Raw genomic sequence first — 15984 nt, forward strand, 5'->3', positions numbered from 1 at the left:
TCAGTTCACCTCCCCGCTCGGCGCAGCGGTCACGTAGTCGTCGAAGGTCTGCTGCGCGGATGCGGGTGGCCGCACGAGTCGGCGCCAGCCGAACGCGGAGTCGACGAACGGGACGTCGTCGATCGATCCGTCGCCCCGCTCCGGCGCGACCCGTCGGCCGGCGGAGTACTGCACCTGCTGCACGCCGGACCCCCAGCGCGCGACGGCGTACAGGGACGCGAACCGCACCACCATGCGGTCGTTGTTGACGTAGCTGCCCGCCTCGGCCGCCGAGACGCCTGCGATGCGCAGTGCGGCACGGAGGCGGCTGCCGGAGTCGAGGGTGTGGACGAAGTTCTTCTGCGCCGCGGCCCGCCCCTCGCGGTCGAGGTCGAGGTACGTCGCGTTCACGTTCGTGGCCAGGCGGCGGGCGATGAGCCGCACGCGCGGCGGCGTGAGGTCGAGGTGCACGGCGTCCACGTCCGTGGCGGTGACGTCGACCCACGGAGTCTCGATCAGCTGCTCGCCTCCGGCGCTGTCGCGGACGCGAGCGCGGATGCGCAGCCGCTCGTCGACCCGCTGGCTGCTCGGGTCCAGCGACGTCCACGACTGCTTGAAATAGGGGTCCACGTACCGGGAGACGAAGCCCGGCCCCGTCCCGGACCTCAGCGGTCCGGACGGCGCGAGCCACAGCGCGATGAGCAACGAGTGCACCAGGACGATGACCGCGAGGGCCACCACCACCGAGTGCTGGAGCAGCGTGCCGGACGACTCGCCCTCCCTCTGCGACATGCTCGCCATCCTAGGGGTCGGAGACACAAGAGAAGGTGCCGGCGACCCTGGGGGTCACCGGCACCTTCTGCAGTGTGTTGGCTAGACCGTCAGCCGGCGGCGGCGCTCGTTGAGGAGCACGCCCGCACCGGACACGACCAGTCCGAGACCCAGCAGCCAGAACGGCATCAGGTTCGGGCCGGCACCGGTGCTCGGCAGGGTGTCGGTCACGTCGGCGTCAGCCTGAGCATCCGCGTCGGCCTGGGCGTCAGCGTCAGCCTGGGCGTCAGCGTCAGCCTGCGTGTCCGCGTCGGCCACGGTGTCGGCGTCGGCCACGGTGTCGGCGTCAGCGACGGTGTCAGCATCGGCGACCGTGTCGGCGTCAGCCTGCGTGTCGGTGTCGTCGGCAGCAGCCAGCGAGTTCGGACCGCAGTTCACGTGACCGATCTTGAGGTCGTTGCCGAGCACGGTGAGGTGCAGGGCGGTGACGTCGATCGCGCCGTCGGCCTCGGTCTGCTCGTTCACGGTGCCGCTGACGATGTCCTTGAGCGCGTCCGCGACCGAGGACAGCAGCGACGGCTCGAGCTGGTCGAGCAGCGGGTCGACGATGGTGTCCCGCAGCTGCACCAGCGTGCTGCCCACGGCCTCGAGGGCGCCGCCGAGGCTCTCGGTCAGCGTGTCGTTCAGGCCATCGACGATGTCGTCGACGATGTCCTGGGGCGCCGTGATCAGCAGGTTCGAGTTCGGCGCGGTGTTGATCGCGAGCGGCACCGTGAGCGTCTGGTTGCCCAGCTGGATCAGCAGGTTCACACCGGCGACCTCAGCGCTACCCGTCGCACCGTTCGGATCCGCAGAGCACTCAGCGGTGACAGCGCCGACCTGCAGCGACAGCGGCAGCGCGCCGTCGATGCCGCCGAGGATGCTGCCGATCGCGTCGTCGACCTTCTCCACCGTCGTGCCGAGCTTCAGCAGCGACAGCAGCGTGGTCAGCGTGTCGGAGACACCACCCAGGACATCGAGGATGCCGCCGGTGTTGCTCTCCGAGAGACCGTCCAGGATGCCGGTGATGTCCAGGGTGCTCTGGAGCGCGATGACGTCCGTGCCGGCGATGCCGGCCGTGGCCTCGGAGGTTCCCGCGCCACCGTCGGCCGAAGCCGTCTGGTTGTACGCCGTCACAGCGCTGTCGTTGAGGTCAAGGTTGGAGCCACAGTCGGCCTCAGGAGCACCCGCGGGTGCGCCGGGCGCGGTTGCTGCGCACTCCGTGCCGTCCAGGATGTCGAACAGGCCCGTGCCGATGACGGCGTTCGCCGTCGACTTGGCGTTGGGCTCGTCGGCACCGTTGGCCGAGAACGACAGACCGGCGGTGACGAGCAACGTCACCAGGCCCACCGCGATCGCGTTCTTGCCAAACTTCTTCATCAGATATGTCTCCCACGGAAGTGACGCCACCCGAGGACATCCCCCTGAGGCAGCACATGGTCTGGAACAGCCCGGTTCGGCCGCGCTGGACATACTGTCATAGACAATCCTGCCCCGCTACGCGCCCCCCGGGGCGTGTCGTCCTGTGAAACCGTTCAACGAGTCGTCCGGATCTGTGTTACGGCCCCCGCGACGACGTTCTCGTTGCCGTTCCAACCAGTGTAAACCTCGTTTCCACGACGCGTCGCTGATCAACATCATGTCCACCGCGATCATCACCAACGAGAAATACATGATTCCCATGAAAATCCCGATCCCGAGGTGCATCCCGGTGATCACGACGAGCGCGAGCGCCCTCGTCGGGCGGTAGAGCAGGAGCACGGGGAAGAACAGCTGGATGGCGATCGCGGTCCACGTGGCTCCGGCGACGATGGGTGCCGCGCTGGAGAACGGGTGGATGAGGTCGCCCCACGGCGAGTACGCCTCGGTCTGCAGGGGGTAGTACACGGCGGTGCCGCCCATCCACTTGTCGCTCTGGACCTTCCAGAAGGCCGAGGCGACGTAGACCATGACGACCTGGTGGATGATCAGCACGACCGCCACGTTGTGCACCGTGGTCGTGAGCCAGGCCGGGACCCAGGGCCGGAGCTCACCGCGGCGTTCGCGGAGCCGCTCGTCGAACGACCAGTGTCGGCCGGCGTCGGTGAAGCAGAGGTAGAGCAGCACCATGCGCAGGACCGCGTCGCCGCCCGACCCCACGAACGGGTTCGACACGTACAGCGACACCCACAGGAACAGCGTCAGGACGGATGCCGCCCGGGTGTAGACGCCGAGCATCAGCAGGATGCCCGCCACGATGGTCGCGACGTAGGCGAGGTCGAAGCCCCAGCCGTGCACCTGCGAGAAGAGCCCGAGGAACGACGGCCACTCCTTGGCGGAGCGCACGGGCTCGGTCCAGGCGGCGCCGTCTCCCCAGGTGTAGTGACGGTCGCCCCAGTTCACGACCAGCTGGGTCCAGACGATGACGCCGAGCACGATGCGCGTGACCGCGAGTCCGTACTCGGCCCGCCGGCGTCCGGTGATCCACTCCATCGCGGTGTCCACGAAGCTCACCGGTGCCCCCGATCGAAGCTCGCGACGCTCTTCCGCTCCGCCTCGTCACCCGCGACCGGCCGACGCCACCCGTCGATGCGCTCGACCGGTGCGGGGCGGGCTCGCTCGCGCTCGGCCTCCGAGCCGTGCCGTGCCGCGTACGGCGTGACACCCTGGCGGCGCTGGGCGATGCGCACGGCGACCCAGTCGCGGTCCGGCCAGCGTCCCGTGAGGACGTCCGTGGCCAGGCGAACGGCCGCCCGGTCGTACCTGAGGTACAGGGTCGCGGATCCGGGCGTGGCCCCGGCGTCCTCGAGCTGCTGCCGCAGGTCCGCCCACGAGGGAACGTCGTCCGGGTCCGCCGGACGGTTCGCGACGCTGACCGCCGTGCCGAGCGCGGCGTAGTGCGTGCTCATCGGCGTGTAGAGCTTGGAGGTGATGTACCCGGCCCGGCCGCCGACGAGGCGGTGGTGGACGAGGTCGAGCTCGACGTCGGTCCAGTCGACCCAGTCGGTCGTCTTCACCGAGCCGTCCGCCGTGCGGTACGCGCCCTGGAAGCGGAGGTGCCGGTCGTCGGAGATCGGGTTCGGGGCGAACAGGCGCCAGTTCTGCGTGAAGTACGGACGCAGGTAGGACGTGAGGCCGGTGGTGTGCTCGGAGTACCGGTTCGGCGGCAGGGCGGCGAACGTGACGGCTACGACGTGGGTCAGGGCCAGGACGACGACCACGAGGACGGCGGCGAGACGCCACCGGGAGGTCGTCGCGTCAGGCACCAGACCACCGTACTGCCCTAGGAACGGACGCTGATGACGGTCTTCCCGGTGACGCGCTCGGTGGGGTTGAGCGCGGCGACGGCGTCGTCGAGACCCGCGACCCGGGCGACGTTCGTGCGGAGCCGGCCGTCCTGGACCCGCTGCGCGATCTCCCCCAGCTGAGCCCGGTTCGGCTCGACCACGAAGTCGATCGCCCGTCCGTCCGCCGGGACAGACTCCGCCGGACCGACGATGGTGACGAGGGTGCCGCCAGGTCTGATCAGCGCCACCGAGCGCCTCTGGACGTCGCCGCCGATGACGTCGAGGACCACGTCGACGCCGCCGACGTCCTCCAGCGCCTCCTGGTCGAGGTCGACGAACTCGTGCGCGCCGAGGTCGAGCGCCTTCTGCCGGTCGGCGGCCCGTCCGGTGCCGACGACGTGGGCGCCGAGCTCGCGGGCCAGCTGGATCGCCATCGTCCCGACCGCCCCGGCAGCGCCGTGCACGAGCACGCTCTGTCCCGCCTCGACCCGGCCGTGGTCGATCAGGCCCTGCCACGCCGTCAGGCCGGAGATCGGCAGGCTCGCGCCGGCCGTGAAGTCGACGTCGTCCGGAAGGGTCGCGAGGTTGCGCGACTCGACGGCCACGAGCTCGGCCAGCGCGCCGTCGCGGTGCCAGTCGGTGAGCCCGAACACCCGCTCGCCCAGGGACAGCCCCGTGGTGCCGTAGCCGAGCGCGGTGACGACACCGGCGACCTCGTGCCCGGGGATGGACGGCGCGCGGCCCAGGCCGCGTCGGTCCACCCAGGTGGAGGGCCAGCCCAGCTCGGTGGGCACGTAGCCCGCGGCGTGGACCTCGACGACGACCTCGTTGATGGCCGGCTCCGGGTCCGGCCGCTCCTGGAGCGTGAGCCCGGCCGGCCCGGCCTCTGGGTCGGTGACCACGATCGCCCTCATGCCGTGCCCCCGCATCTTCCGGCGGACGAGGATGCCTAGTTCTGGTGGAGCTAAGGGGATTCGAACCCCTGACCTTCTCCATGCCATGGAGACGCGCTACCAACTGCGCCATAGCCCCGCGGTGGCCCGCAGACCGATCACCGATCTTAGCCGCTCGACGCCCGCCGACCCAACTCGGGTCAGTCGTCGTCGGAGAGGACCGGCTCGGGCAGCGTCCCGGCGTTCCACTCGACGATGCGCCAGCGCAGACGGGAGCCGACCCGTACCTCCTCCAGGGCGATCCAGGCGCAGTTGCCGAGGGCCCCGAACGCGCCCCAGGAGTCCTCCGGCAGACCGACGAACGCGCACGTGCCGACACGGCTGACGGCGCCGTGGGCGACGACCACCAGGAGCTCGTCCGCGCCCAGGGCGTCGGCGTGCTCATGAAGCGCGGCTGCGAACCGCTCCCCCGCCTGGGCGTGCGTCTCGCTGCCCTCGACCTTGCTCTCGTCGCCGTCGAGCCAGGCCGCCATGGCCTCCGGCATCTGCGCCCACGCCTCGTCCCAGGTGAGGCCCTCGCGCGCGCCGAACTGCATCTCGCGGAGCCGCGGGTCGGTCTCCACCGGCACGCCGCAGACCTCGGCGAGTGCGGTGGCGGTGTCGGAGGCGCGCGACAGGTCGGACGACACGATCCGCGTCGGCTGGAGGGACGCGAGCCGGGCGCCGGCCTCGAACGCCTGCTGGCGGCCGAGCGAGTCGAGGGGGACGTCCGTCTGCCCCTGCACCCGCCGGGCGGCGTTCCACGCGGTCTGACCGTGGCGCCAGACGATGATGCGGCGGGTCATGCGCCGGCTAGGTCGACCAGTGGGCAGTCGCTCCACAGCCGCTCGAGGGCGTAGTAGGCGCGCTCCTCGGCGTGCTGGATGTGCACGACGATGTCGGAGAAGTCGAGCAGCACCCAGCGGCCCTCGCGTGCACCCTCGCGGCGCACCGGCTTGGCGCCGAGCTCGAGGAGCTTCTCCTCCACCGCGTCCTGGACGGCCCGCACCTGGGGCTGGTTGGTGGCCGAGCACAGCAGGAACACGTCGGTGATGACGAGCTGCTCGGAGACGTCGAACGCCAGCAGGTCCTGCGCGAGCTTGTCGGACGCGGCCGCGGCGGCGGCGCGGGTCAGCTCGAGCGCTCGGGGTCCGGCGGTCACGTGGACGCTCCTCGGTAGAGACGGTGCTTGCCGATGTACTGGACGACGCCGTCGGGCACCAGGTACCAGACCGGCTCGTCCTTCTCGACGCGTCGACGGCAGTCGGTGGACGAGATCGCCAGCGCCGGGATCTCGACCAGGGTGATGCGCTCGGTGGGCAGTCCCTCGAGCATGCTCTGGTCCATCTCGTGACCGGGACGGGTGCAGCCGACGAAGTGGGCGAGGTCGAACAGCTCCTCGTGGTCGCGCCACGTCAGGATCGCGGCCATGGCGTCGGCGCCCGTGATGAAGTAGAGGTCGGCGTCCGGCATGGCCGCGGAGAGATCACGCAGCGTGTCGATCGTGTAGGTGGGGCCGTCGCGGTCGATGTCGACGCGGCTCACCTCGAACCGCGGGTTGGCCGCGGTGGCGATGACCGTCATGAGATAGCGGTCCTCGGCCGGAGAGACGACCCGGTCGCTCTTCTGCCAGGGCTCGCCGGTGGGGACGAAGACCACCTCGTCGAGGTCGAACCACGACTGGACCTCGCTCGCGGCCACCAGGTGGCCGTGGTGGACGGGGTCGAACGTGCCGCCCATGACGCCGACGCGGCGGCGTCCGCCCCCGGTGTCACTCATGGGGATGCTCAGGAGTGCTCGCGACCCTTGCCGAACGACAGCAGCGCGAGCATGGCGAGGAGCAGGATGGCCAGGGCGATGCCCCCGACCGCGTACGGGTCGATCGGCAGGTCGCGCGTCTTCTCGGCGCCTTCTTCGGCCGCCGCCAGGATCGAGAGCATGGCTGCAATCTACCAAGGGCTTCGCAGCGGACGCCTGCGGCGTGGCACGCTCCCGCTTCGCCAGCCCGCCTCGACGCTCGGCCGCTGAGCGGCCTCGGTCTCAGCGCGTGTGCCCCTCGCCGGTCACGACGTAGGTGGTGGTGGTCATCTCGGGCAGGCCCATCGGTCCGCGGGCGTGCAGCTTCTGGGTGGAGATGCCGATCTCGGCCCCGAAGCCGAGCTCGCCGCCGTCGGTGAACCGCGTGGAGGCGTTGACCATGACCGCGGCGGCGTCGACGCTGGCGGCGAACCGCTGGGCCGACGCGAGCGACGACGTGACGATGGCCTCGGTGTGGTGCGAGGAGAACGTGCGGATGTGCTCGACGGCCGCGTCGAGCGAGTCGACGACGGCCGCGGAGATCTCGAGAGCGAGGAACTCGGCGGCGTGGTCCTCGTCGGTGACGGGCAAGACGGCGGGGTCGGCGGCCACGAAGGACGGGTCGCCGTGGATCGTGACCCCGGCGTCGCGCAGCGCCGCGACCACGCGCGGCACGAAGGCGTCGGCGACGTCGCGGTGCACGAGCAGGGACTCCGCCGCGTTGCAGACGCTGGTGCGCTGCGTCTTGGCGTTCATGACGATGTCGAGCGCCATGTCCAGGTCGGCATCCGCGTCGACGTAGACGTGGCAGTTGCCCACCCCCGTCTCGATGACCGGCACCGTGGACTGCTCGACGACGGCCTGGATGAGGCCCGCGCCGCCGCGCGGGATGACGAGATCGACGAGACCTCGCGCCTGCATGAGCTCGGTGGCGGACAACCGGTCGTCGGCCGGGATCGCCTGGACGGCGTCGGCGGGCAGACCGGCCTTCTCGATGGCCGCGCGCATGACGTCGACGATGGCGGCGTTGGAATGCTTGGCGGACGAGGAGCCGCGCAGGAGCACCGCGTTGCCGGCCTTGAGGCAGATGCCGGCGGCGTCGGCCGTGACGTTGGGGCGGCCCTCGTAGATCATCCCGATGACGCCGATCGGCACGCGCACCTGCTGCATGCGCAGACCGTTGGCGAGTGTCGACCCACGGACCACCTCACCGACGGGGTCGGGCAGGGCAGCGACGTCGCGCAGGCCCTGGGCGAACGCCTCCACACGGTCGGCGTCGAGGGCCAGGCGGTCGATCACATGCTCAGGCGTGCCATCGGCGCGCGCCGCGTCCACGTCCTTGGCGTTGGCCGCGAGCAGCTGGGGCGTGGCCTCGACCAAGGCGTCGGCGGCGGCGAGCAGGGCCGCGTCCTTGATGCCGCGCGGCGTGACCGCGAGGGACGTCGCGGCGACGCGCGCACGGCGCGCTGCCTCGTGGACCAGCTCTCTCATGTGATCACCGCCAGGTCGTCTCGGTGGATGACTTCGCGCTCGTAGTCGGAGCCGAGCTCCGCCGCGATGTCGTGGGTGGAGCGGCCGAGCAGCTGGGGCAGCTCGGCGCTGTCGTAGTTGACGATGCCACGCGCGACGACCGTTCCGTCGGGATCGACGACATCGACCGGGTCGCCCGCGGTGAACGTGCCGCTCACCGCGGTGATGCCGGCGGGCAGCAGCGACGCGTTGCGTGCCGTGAGCGCGCGGACCGCGCCGGCGTCGACGTGCAGGGCGCCGTGCGAGTCGCTGGCGTGCTGCAGCCAGAGCAGGCGGGTGGGACGGCGGCGGCCGGTGGGCGTGAACCGCGTACCCACAGGTGCGCCCGCGAGCGCGTCAGCGGCACGGCTCGCGGCCGTCAGGACGACCGGGATGCCGGCGCCGGTGGCGATCCGGGCGGCCTCCACCTTGGTGACCATGCCGCCGGTGCCGATCGCCGAGGCGCTCGGCCGGGCGATGTCGATGCCGTCGAGGTCCGCCTCGCCGGTGACCTCGGCGACCAGGCGCGCGCCCTCGCGACCGGGATGGCCGTCGTAGAGACCGTCGACGTCGGAGAGGAGCACGAGCAGGTCGGCGTGCACGAGGTGCGCCACGAGCGCGGCCAGCCGGTCGTTGTCGCCGAACCGGATCTCCGTGGTGGCGACGGTGTCGTTCTCGTTGACCACGGGCACGACGCCGAGCTCCCGCAGCTTGGCGAAGGTCTGGTACGCGTTGCGGTAGTGGCTGCGCCGGGTGACGTCGTCGACCGTGAGCAGCACCTGACCCACCACCAGGCCGTGCGCGGCGAAGCGCTCGGAGTAGCGCGCCATCAGCGCACCCTGTCCGACGCTGGCGGCCGCCTGCTGGGTGGGCAGGTCGCGGGGCCGGCGCTTGAGCCCGAGGGGCGCGAGACCGGCGGCGATGGCACCCGAGCTCACGAGCACGACCTCGTCACCTCGCGCGCGCGCAGCGGCGATGGCGTCGACGAGCGCGTCGACCCGGTCCAGGTCGAGTCCGCCGGACGTGGTGGTCAGCGACGACGAGCCGACCTTCACGACGATCCGGCTCACGACTCGTCCTCGCCGTCGAGGTCAGCAGGCTCGGCCTCGCGACCCTCGCGGGCCGCGGCCTCGAACGCGCGCTTGCGGGCCAGCTCCTCGCGTCGCTCGACGTTGGTGCGGCGACCGGTGTCGTACAGCCGCTGGTCCTCGCCGCGGCGGCCGAGCATCTCGGCGCCCGCGGAGACCTGCGGGTCGAAGTCGAAGACGACGGCGTCCTCATCGTCGGGGCCGGAGCCGCCGATGACGACGTCGTCGCCGCGCCGAGCGCCCAGCTCGAGAAGCTTGTCCTCGATGCCGAGCCGGTTGAGCCGGTCGGCGAGGAAGCCGACGGCCTCGTCGTTGCTGAAGTCGGTCTGCCGCACCCAGCGGGCCGGCTTCTCGCCGCGCACGACGTACTGGCCGTCGCGCTGGACGATCGTGAACTCCTCACCCACGCCGGCCTCGGCGGGCGGACGCAGGACGATGCGGGTGGCTTCCGCCTTCGGCGCCGCCGCGCGCTTGGCCTGCACGACCTCGGCCATGGCGAACGACAGCTCGCGGAGTCCGTCGTGGCTGGCGGCCGAGACCTCGAAGACGTCGAGTCCCCGCGCCTCCAGGTCGGCCCGGACGAAGCCGGCGATCTCGCGGGCGTCGGGCACGTCGACCTTGTTCAGCGCGACGAGCCGGGGACGGTCCTCCAGTCCCCCGTACGCGGCCAGCTCGCCCTCGATGACGTCCAGGTCGGAGAGCGGGTCGCGACCCGGCTCGGCGGTGGCGCAGTCGATCACGTGCACGAGGGCGGCGCACCGCTCGACGTGCCGCAGGAAGTCGTGGCCGAGGCCGCGCCCCTCGCTGGCGCCCTCGATCAGTCCGGGCACGTCAGCGACGGTGAACGTCGTGGACCCGGCCGTGACCACACCGAGGTTGGGGACGAGCGTGGTGAACGGGTAGTCGGCGATCTTCGGCCGCGCGCGCGACAGCGCTGCGATCAGGCTGGACTTGCCGGCGCTGGGGAAGCCGACGAGGCCGATGTCGGCCACCACCTTGAGCTCCAGCGTGATGAGCCGGTGCTCCCCCGGCTCACCCTTGAGCGCGAAGCCGGGGGCCTTGCGCTTGCTCGACGCGAGCGCCGCGTTGCCCAGTCCGCCCCGACCGCCGGCGGCGATGACCACCTCGGTGCCGACGCCGACGAGGTCCGCGAGGACCTCACCGTCCTGGTCGCGCACGACCGTGCCGTCGGGCACGGGCAGCACGAGGTCCTGACCGTTCGCGCCGTTGCGGTTGCTGCCGGCACCGGGCGCGCCGTTGCCGGCCTTGCGGTGCGGCTCGTGGTGGTAGTCGATCAGCGTCGTGACGTCGGCGGCCACGCGCAGCACGACGTCGCCGCCGTTGCCGCCGTTGCCGCCGTCGGGGCCGCCGAGGGGCTTGAACTTCTCGCGGTGCACCGAGGCGACCCCGTGCCCGCCGTTGCCGGCCGTGACGTCGAGCGTCACCTGGTCGACGAAGCTGGGGATGGCCACGACTGCTCCTGACTCGATGAAGACGGCACGAGGGGCGGCCCGCTCAGTGCGGACCGCCCCTCGTTAAAGGTTCTAGTACGTCCGCGTCACTCCGACGGGACGATGTTGATGACCTTGCGGCCACGACGCGTGCCGAACTCCACGGCACCGGCCGTGAGCGCGAACAGCGTGTCGTCGCCACCGCGGCCGACGTTCGTGCCGGGGTGGAAGTGGGTGCCGCGCTGGCGGATGATGATCTCGCCGGCGTTGACCTGCTGGCCCCCGAACCGCTTCACGCCGAGGCGTTGTGCGTTGGAGTCGCGACCGTTCTTGGTGGACGCTGCGCCCTTCTTGTGTGCCATCTGTCAGCCCTCTTACTTCGTGATCTTCGTGATCTTGACCTGGGTGTACTTCTGACGGTGACCCTGGCGCTTCTTGTATCCGGTCTTGTTCTTGTACTTCTGGATGACGATCTTGGGTCCCTTGGTCTGACCGAGGACCTCGGCCGTGACGGAGACCTTCGCGAGGGCCTGGGCGTCGGCGGTGACGGTGTCGCCGTCGACGAGCAGCACCGCGGGGAGCGAGACGGTCTCGCCCTCGGCCTGCGTGACCTTGTCGATCTCGACGACGTCGCCGACGGCCACCTTCTGCTGCGTGCCGCCACTGCGCACGATTGCGTACACCACGGGATTCCTCACTCGTCGTTCGTGGAAAGACTAGAAAATCAGGGGTCGGCGTGCGAAAGCACACCGACGGACCATTCTACGAAGTCGCAGCCTCGTCGGTCAAAACGGGGTCGGCCTGCGCCTTCTCACCGCTCGTGTCCTCGGCCTTGTCGCCGGCCTTCTCCTCGGCCTTGGGCTTGGGCTCGGACTTCTTCGAGCCGCCGCCCTTGGCGTTCGACTTGTTGCCGCCGCCCTTGCCTCCGCCGCCGCCTCCGCCGCGGCGTCCGCGACGAGGCTCCTCCTTCTTCGGCTCGACCGGCTCGGACGTGATGACCACGCCGCGACCCTTGCAGTGCTCGCAGTCGGTGCTGAAGGACTCCAGCAGGCCGGTGCCGATGCGCTTGCGCGTCATCTGCACGAGGCCGAGCGACGTGACCTCGGCGACCTGGTGCCGCGTGCGGTCGCGGCCGAGGCACTCGACGAGACGCCGCAGCACGAGGTCGCGGTTGCTCTCGAGCACCATGTCGATGAAGTCGATGACGATGATGCCGCCGATGTCGCGCAGCCGGAGCTGCCGGACGATCTCCTCGGCCGCCTCCAGGTTGTTCTTGGTGACGGTCTCCTCGAGGTTGCCGCCCGACCCGGTGAACTTGCCGGTGTTGACGTCGACGACGGTCATGGCCTCGGTGCGGTCGATGACGAGGGAGCCGCCGGACGGCAGGAACACCTTGCGCTCCAGCGCCTTGTGGATCTGCTCCTCGATGCGGTGCGCGACGAAGACGTCGGGCTCCTTCACCTCGCCGGCGTCGTCCTTCTCCGGCTCCCACCGCTTCGCACGGTCGGCCAGGTCCGGAGCGACGTGCTGCACGTAGCCGGAGATGTTGTCCCAGGCGTCGTCACCCTGGACGACGAGGGAGGCGAAGTCCTCGTTGAACAGGTCGCGGACGACCTTGATGACGAGGTCGGGCTCGGCGTACAGCAGCTCAGGAGCCTTGCCGGCCTCGACCTTCTTCTCGATGTCCTGCCAGCGGGCGGTGAGCGCGGTGACGTCGCGCGTCAGCTGCTCCTCCGTGGCGCCCTCGGCGGCCGTGCGCACGATGACGCCGGCGTCCTCGGGAAGGACCTCCTTGAGGAGGGACTTGAGCCGGGCGCGCTCGTTCTCGGGCAGCTTGCGGGAGATGCCGCTCGTCTGGCCGTTGGGCACGTAGACGAGGAAGCGGCCGGGCAGGCTGACCTGGCTGGTGAGCCGGGCGCCCTTCTGGCCGATGGGGTCCTTGGTGACCTGCACGAGGATGGCCTGACCGGGTGACAGCGCGTCCTCGATCTTGCGCTGCTTGCCGTTGCCCACGAGGCTCCAGTCGACCTCGCCGGCGTACAGCACGGCGTTGCGGCCGGCGCCGATGTCGACGAACGCGGCCTCCATGCTCGGCAGGACGTTCTGCACCTTGCCGAGGTAGACGTTGCCGATCAGCGACGTCTGCGACTCGCGCGCCACGTAGTGCTCGACCAGGACGCCGTCCTCGAGGACGGCGATCTGCGTGTACTGATCGCGCTGCCGGACCACCATCTCGCGCTTGACCGACTCCCGGCGGGCCAGGAACTCGGCCTCGGACACGATCGGGGCGCGCCGGCGACCGGCCTCGCGGCCTTCGCGACGGCGCTGCTTCTTGGCCTCCAGGCGGGTGGAGCCGCTGACGCCGGTGATCTCGTCCTCGGCGCTGCGGCCCTCGCGCACCTTGACGACGGTGTTCTCCGGGTCGTCGGGCGAGCTGGACGCGTTCTCCCCCGCCCGCGCGCGACGGCGGCGACGGCGGGTGCCGCCCTCGCCGGACGCGTCGTCGTCGGAGTCGTCGGCCGCGTCGTCCGAGGTGTCGGAGTCGGCGCCCTCGCCGGACTTGTTGCCGCGACGACGACCGCCGCGGCTGCGCTTGCGGCGCTTGGGAGCGTCGCCGCCCTCGTCGTCGCCGTCAGCGTCGTCGTCGGGACGGTCGGCCTTCGGCCGCGGGGGCAGCGTGGTGGTCTCGGGAGCCTGGAACACCAGCCCGCTCTGGGGAGCGGCGTCGGCGGTCTTCTTGGCAGCCGTCTTCTTGGCCGTGCTCTTGGTGGCTGTCTTCTTCGCGGGCGCCTTCTTGGCCGGCTTGTCCTCGGACGCCTCGTCCGAAGATGCTGCGGCCTTCTTCGCCGGTGCCTTCTTCTTCGCCGGCTCCTTCGCGGGCGGCGCGAAGATGTCGCTGCTCACCGCGGCGGGCGGACCCGCGGGCCGGCCGGCGGCACGACGGCGCGTGCCGGACGTGGAGCTGGTGGATTCAGAGGATTCGGTGGAGCTGTCGTCGAGCATCTGCTCTCCTTCGCCCACGAGCCGGACCAGTGGTCCGGCTGGGGCTGTACGTCTGCGGCCCGCTGGGCGGGCCTGAAGCCTTCGGTCGCGACGACGGCCCCAGGCCTGTCACGCGGCTGCCCTCCCGCTCCGCCGCGGTCGACACCCCTCAGGGTGCGTCGCGGTCGGGGGCGAGCGGATCGCCGACCGTGCCGGTCTCCTCGTCGAGCGGGCCCTGGGCCAGGCGGATCGCCACTGGCGTCTGCTCGACCTGCAGGCCCCCGCGGGATCGGAGTCCGGCGAGAACGTCGTCTGGTCGTACCGACGGTGTGTCGTGTCGGAGGACCACGGTCAGTATCGCACACGGTTGGTCGCCGTCGGCCGCCGCGACACCGAGCGACAGGGTGTCGCCGCGCGCGTCGAAGGTCCGGACGCCCTTCTTCGTCATCCGCTCGACCTCGACCGCGTCGGCCGCGAGGAAGGCGTCGACCGCCGCCTGGGCCGCGTCCACGTCGACGTCCGGCAGGCGGATCGTCCAGACGCTCGCCTGCAGGCGGTCGGCCAGGGCGCCCTGACCTGCGACGACCACCTCGAGGACGTCCAGGCCGGGAGGCAACGAGTCGTCGAGCGCCTGTCGGACCGCTGCCGGGTCGCACGGCTCGGTGAGCCCGATCTCGAGGTACTCGGCCTCGCTGCCCGCCCCCGTCGGCGACGCGTTGGCGTAGGAGATCTTCGGGTGCGGCGAGTAGCCGGACGAGAACCCGATCGGGAGCCGGGCGCGCCGGACCGCTCGCTCGAACGCGCGGCAGAAGTCGCGATGGCTGGTGAAGCGCAGGCGGTCCCGCTTGGCGTACCGCACCCGCAGCTTCTGCACGATCGGCAGCTGCGGGTTCGGAGCCTCCGGGTTCGGGGTGCCCTCCAGCGTGCTCACCCGTTCGAGCGTAGTGGTGTGATGGGCGGGTGCCTCAGCCTGATCGCGGACGTCTCCTCGTCGGCGCGGCGACCATCCTGCTGGCCCTGAACCTGCGGCTCGCCGTGGGCAGCGTCGGGGTCGTCCTCGACGACCTGCGCGACGACCTCGGCATGAGTGCGAGCGTCGCCGGCGTGCTCACGACGCTGCCGGTGCTGTGCTTCGCGTTCTTCGGCGGCAGCTCGCACGGCGTGGTCCGCCGGCTGGGCCTGCACCGGACGACGGTCCTGCTGCTGGCCGTCACGGCGGTGGGGCTCGTGTCTCGGGCGTTCGTCGACAGCTCAGCGCTGTTCCTGCTGCTCACCGTCGTGTCGCTGGCTGGTGCCGCCGTGGGCAACGTGATCCTCCCGGCGCTGGCCAAGGTGCACTTCCCGGACCGGATCCCGCTGATCAGCTCGCTGTACGGCGCCGCCCTGATGACCGGCGCCGCCCTGGGGTCGGTGGTCACCGTCCCGATCGCCGACGTGTTCGGCAGCTGGCGTGCCGGCATCGGCGCCTGGGCCGTCCTGGCCCTCGCGGCACTGGTCCCCTGGCTCCGCTTCCTCGGCCACGACCTGCACGTCGACCCCGCCGCGAGCACGCGACTGAAGATGTCGTCGCTGCGGCGGTCGCGGCTCGCCTGGGCCACGGCGCTGTGCTTCGGCTCGCAGTCCGCCCAGGCCTACGCCCAGTTCGGCTGGTTCCCGGCGATCCTGCACGACGGTGGACTGTCGACGACGGCCGCCGGCGCGATGCAGGGTGTGCTCAGCGCCGTCGGCATCCCGGTGACACTGGCGCTCCCGGCCCTGATCCGTCGGGTGGGCACACGGCCCTGGCTGCCGTGGCTCTTCTCCGGCGTCACGGTCGTGGGCTGGCTCGGCGTCCTCGTCGCGCCGTCGTCGCTCGCGCTGCTCTGGGCCGTGCTGCTCGGCGTCGGCGGCTGCGCGTTCACCTGGACGCTGACGATGATCGGCCGCCGCTCCCGCACGCCCGACGGCACCGCTGCCCTGTCGGCCTTCGCGCAGAGCATCGGCTACGTCGTCGCGGGCGTCGGACCGTTCGGCACCGGCCTGCTGCACGACGCGACCGGCGACTGGACGCTCCCCGTCCTCCTCCTGGCGGCCGCCGGCCTGCTCATCGGCATCTTCGGCACGATCGTGAACCGCGAGGTCTACGTCGAGGACACGTTGTAGCGCCGTCGTCGGTTTACCAGGTTCAGTA

17 protein-coding genes and 1 tRNA gene are annotated in these 15984 nt (G+C 71.2%); 1 reads left to right on the plus strand and 17 read right to left on the minus strand.

Features of this window, described 5'->3' with window-relative positions:
* The 17 genes from FHP06_RS03870 to FHP06_RS03945 form a co-directional block, all read right to left on the minus strand.
* Positions 1 to 771 carry a DUF5819 family protein gene (locus tag FHP06_RS03870; protein WP_147684019.1) on the minus strand — a complete coding sequence of 257 codons (771 nt, stop codon included), beginning with the start codon at positions 769 to 771 and terminating at the stop codon, positions 1 to 3.
* 81 nt (positions 772 to 852) lie between these two features.
* Positions 853 to 2169 carry a hypothetical protein gene (locus FHP06_RS03875; protein WP_147684020.1) on the minus strand — a complete coding sequence of 439 codons (1317 nt, stop codon included), beginning with the start codon at positions 2167 to 2169 and terminating at the stop codon, positions 853 to 855.
* Positions 2170 to 2286: 117 nt separating this feature from the next.
* Entirely contained in the window at positions 2287 to 3282 is a 996-nt protein-coding gene (locus FHP06_RS03880) for an HTTM domain-containing protein (RefSeq protein WP_147684021.1), read from the minus strand.
* Positions 3279 to 4034 (minus strand): DUF5819 family protein, encoded by a 756-nt coding sequence (locus tag FHP06_RS03885; RefSeq protein WP_147684022.1) that lies wholly within the window; start codon positions 4032 to 4034, stop codon positions 3279 to 3281. The genes FHP06_RS03880 and FHP06_RS03885 overlap by 4 nt, the downstream gene beginning before the upstream one ends.
* A 17-nt stretch (positions 4035 to 4051) precedes the next feature.
* Positions 4052 to 4969 carry an NADP-dependent oxidoreductase gene (locus FHP06_RS03890; RefSeq protein WP_147684023.1) on the minus strand — a complete coding sequence of 306 codons (918 nt, stop codon included), beginning with the start codon at positions 4967 to 4969 and terminating at the stop codon, positions 4052 to 4054.
* A 42-nt stretch (positions 4970 to 5011) separates the two neighbouring features.
* Positions 5012 to 5087 (minus strand) — tRNA-Ala (locus tag FHP06_RS03895).
* Between the two features lie 61 nt (positions 5088 to 5148).
* Positions 5149 to 5793 carry a histidine phosphatase family protein gene (locus tag FHP06_RS03900; RefSeq protein WP_147684024.1) on the minus strand — a complete coding sequence of 215 codons (645 nt, stop codon included), beginning with the start codon at positions 5791 to 5793 and terminating at the stop codon, positions 5149 to 5151.
* The gene (rsfS, locus tag FHP06_RS03905; protein ID WP_147684025.1) at positions 5790 to 6149 is read right to left on the minus strand and encodes a ribosome silencing factor; all 360 of its coding nucleotides are present in this window, start codon (positions 6147 to 6149) and stop codon (positions 5790 to 5792) included. The genes FHP06_RS03900 and rsfS overlap by 4 nt, the downstream gene beginning before the upstream one ends.
* A complete protein-coding gene (gene nadD / locus FHP06_RS03910; protein WP_147684026.1) occupies positions 6146 to 6766 on the minus strand; it encodes a nicotinate-nucleotide adenylyltransferase in 621 nt (206 codons plus the stop codon). The genes rsfS and nadD overlap by 4 nt, the downstream gene beginning before the upstream one ends.
* Before the next feature lie 8 nt (positions 6767 to 6774).
* Positions 6775 to 6927: a hypothetical protein gene (locus tag FHP06_RS15865; RefSeq protein WP_187271768.1), complete on the minus strand. Its 153-nt coding sequence runs from the start codon at positions 6925 to 6927 to the stop codon at positions 6775 to 6777.
* A gap of 100 nt (positions 6928 to 7027) precedes the next feature.
* Positions 7028 to 8275, minus strand: coding sequence for a glutamate-5-semialdehyde dehydrogenase (locus FHP06_RS03915; RefSeq protein ID WP_147684027.1), 1248 nt, complete (start codon positions 8273 to 8275; stop codon positions 7028 to 7030).
* Positions 8272 to 9363 carry a glutamate 5-kinase gene (proB, locus tag FHP06_RS03920; RefSeq protein ID WP_147684028.1) on the minus strand — a complete coding sequence of 364 codons (1092 nt, stop codon included), beginning with the start codon at positions 9361 to 9363 and terminating at the stop codon, positions 8272 to 8274. The genes FHP06_RS03915 and proB overlap by 4 nt, the downstream gene beginning before the upstream one ends.
* Complete coding sequence (gene obgE / locus FHP06_RS03925) at positions 9360 to 10853, minus strand: GTPase ObgE (RefSeq protein ID WP_187271769.1); 1494 nt, start codon at positions 10851 to 10853, stop codon at positions 9360 to 9362. Before obgE ends, proB begins: the two co-directional genes overlap by 4 nt.
* 86 nt (positions 10854 to 10939) lie before the next feature.
* Positions 10940 to 11194 carry a 50S ribosomal protein L27 gene (gene rpmA, locus FHP06_RS03930; RefSeq protein WP_147684029.1) on the minus strand — a complete coding sequence of 85 codons (255 nt, stop codon included), beginning with the start codon at positions 11192 to 11194 and terminating at the stop codon, positions 10940 to 10942.
* A 12-nt stretch (positions 11195 to 11206) separates the two neighbouring features.
* Positions 11207 to 11515 carry a 50S ribosomal protein L21 gene (gene rplU, locus FHP06_RS03935; RefSeq protein ID WP_147684995.1) on the minus strand — a complete coding sequence of 103 codons (309 nt, stop codon included), beginning with the start codon at positions 11513 to 11515 and terminating at the stop codon, positions 11207 to 11209.
* 79 nt (positions 11516 to 11594) lie between these two features.
* On the minus strand, positions 11595 to 13835 hold the full coding sequence (locus FHP06_RS03940; RefSeq protein ID WP_147684030.1) for an Rne/Rng family ribonuclease: 2241 nt from the start codon (positions 13833 to 13835) through the stop codon (positions 11595 to 11597).
* 148 nt (positions 13836 to 13983) lie between these two features.
* A complete protein-coding gene (locus tag FHP06_RS03945) occupies positions 13984 to 14745 on the minus strand; it encodes a TIGR03936 family radical SAM-associated protein (RefSeq protein WP_230973399.1) in 762 nt (253 codons plus the stop codon).
* A 29-nt stretch (positions 14746 to 14774) separates the two neighbouring features.
* Here FHP06_RS03945 and FHP06_RS03950 point away from each other — a divergent pair, with 29 nt between their 5' ends.
* Positions 14775 to 15956, plus strand: coding sequence for an MFS transporter (locus FHP06_RS03950; protein ID WP_147684031.1), 1182 nt, complete (start codon positions 14775 to 14777; stop codon positions 15954 to 15956).
* The last annotated feature ends 28 nt before the right edge of the window (positions 15957 to 15984 follow it).

It is taken from the genome of Aeromicrobium terrae, from assembly GCF_008039565.1.
Lineage (GTDB): Bacteria > Actinomycetota > Actinomycetes > Propionibacteriales > Nocardioidaceae > Aeromicrobium > Aeromicrobium terrae.

Coding starts and splice junctions, on each gene's coding strand:
- FHP06_RS03870 (WP_147684019.1), bottom strand. CDS start 771: ATGTCGCAGAGGGAGGGCGAGTCGTCCGGCACGCTGCTCCAGCACTCG.
- FHP06_RS03875 (WP_147684020.1), bottom strand. CDS start 2,169: ATGAAGAAGTTTGGCAAGAACGCGATCGCGGTGGGCCTGGTGACGTTG.
- FHP06_RS03890 (WP_147684023.1), bottom strand. CDS start 4,969: ATGAGGGCGATCGTGGTCACCGACCCAGAGGCCGGGCCGGCCGGGCTC.
- FHP06_RS03900 (WP_147684024.1), bottom strand. CDS start 5,793: ATGACCCGCCGCATCATCGTCTGGCGCCACGGTCAGACCGCGTGGAAC.
- nadD (WP_147684026.1), bottom strand. CDS start 6,766: ATGAGTGACACCGGGGGCGGACGCCGCCGCGTCGGCGTCATGGGCGGC.
- FHP06_RS15865 (WP_187271768.1), bottom strand. CDS start 6,927: ATGCTCTCGATCCTGGCGGCGGCCGAAGAAGGCGCCGAGAAGACGCGC.
- FHP06_RS03915 (WP_147684027.1), bottom strand. CDS start 8,275: ATGAGAGAGCTGGTCCACGAGGCAGCGCGCCGTGCGCGCGTCGCCGCG.
- rpmA (WP_147684029.1), bottom strand. CDS start 11,194: ATGGCACACAAGAAGGGCGCAGCGTCCACCAAGAACGGTCGCGACTCC.
- FHP06_RS03940 (WP_147684030.1), bottom strand. CDS start 13,835: ATGCTCGACGACAGCTCCACCGAATCCTCTGAATCCACCAGCTCCACG.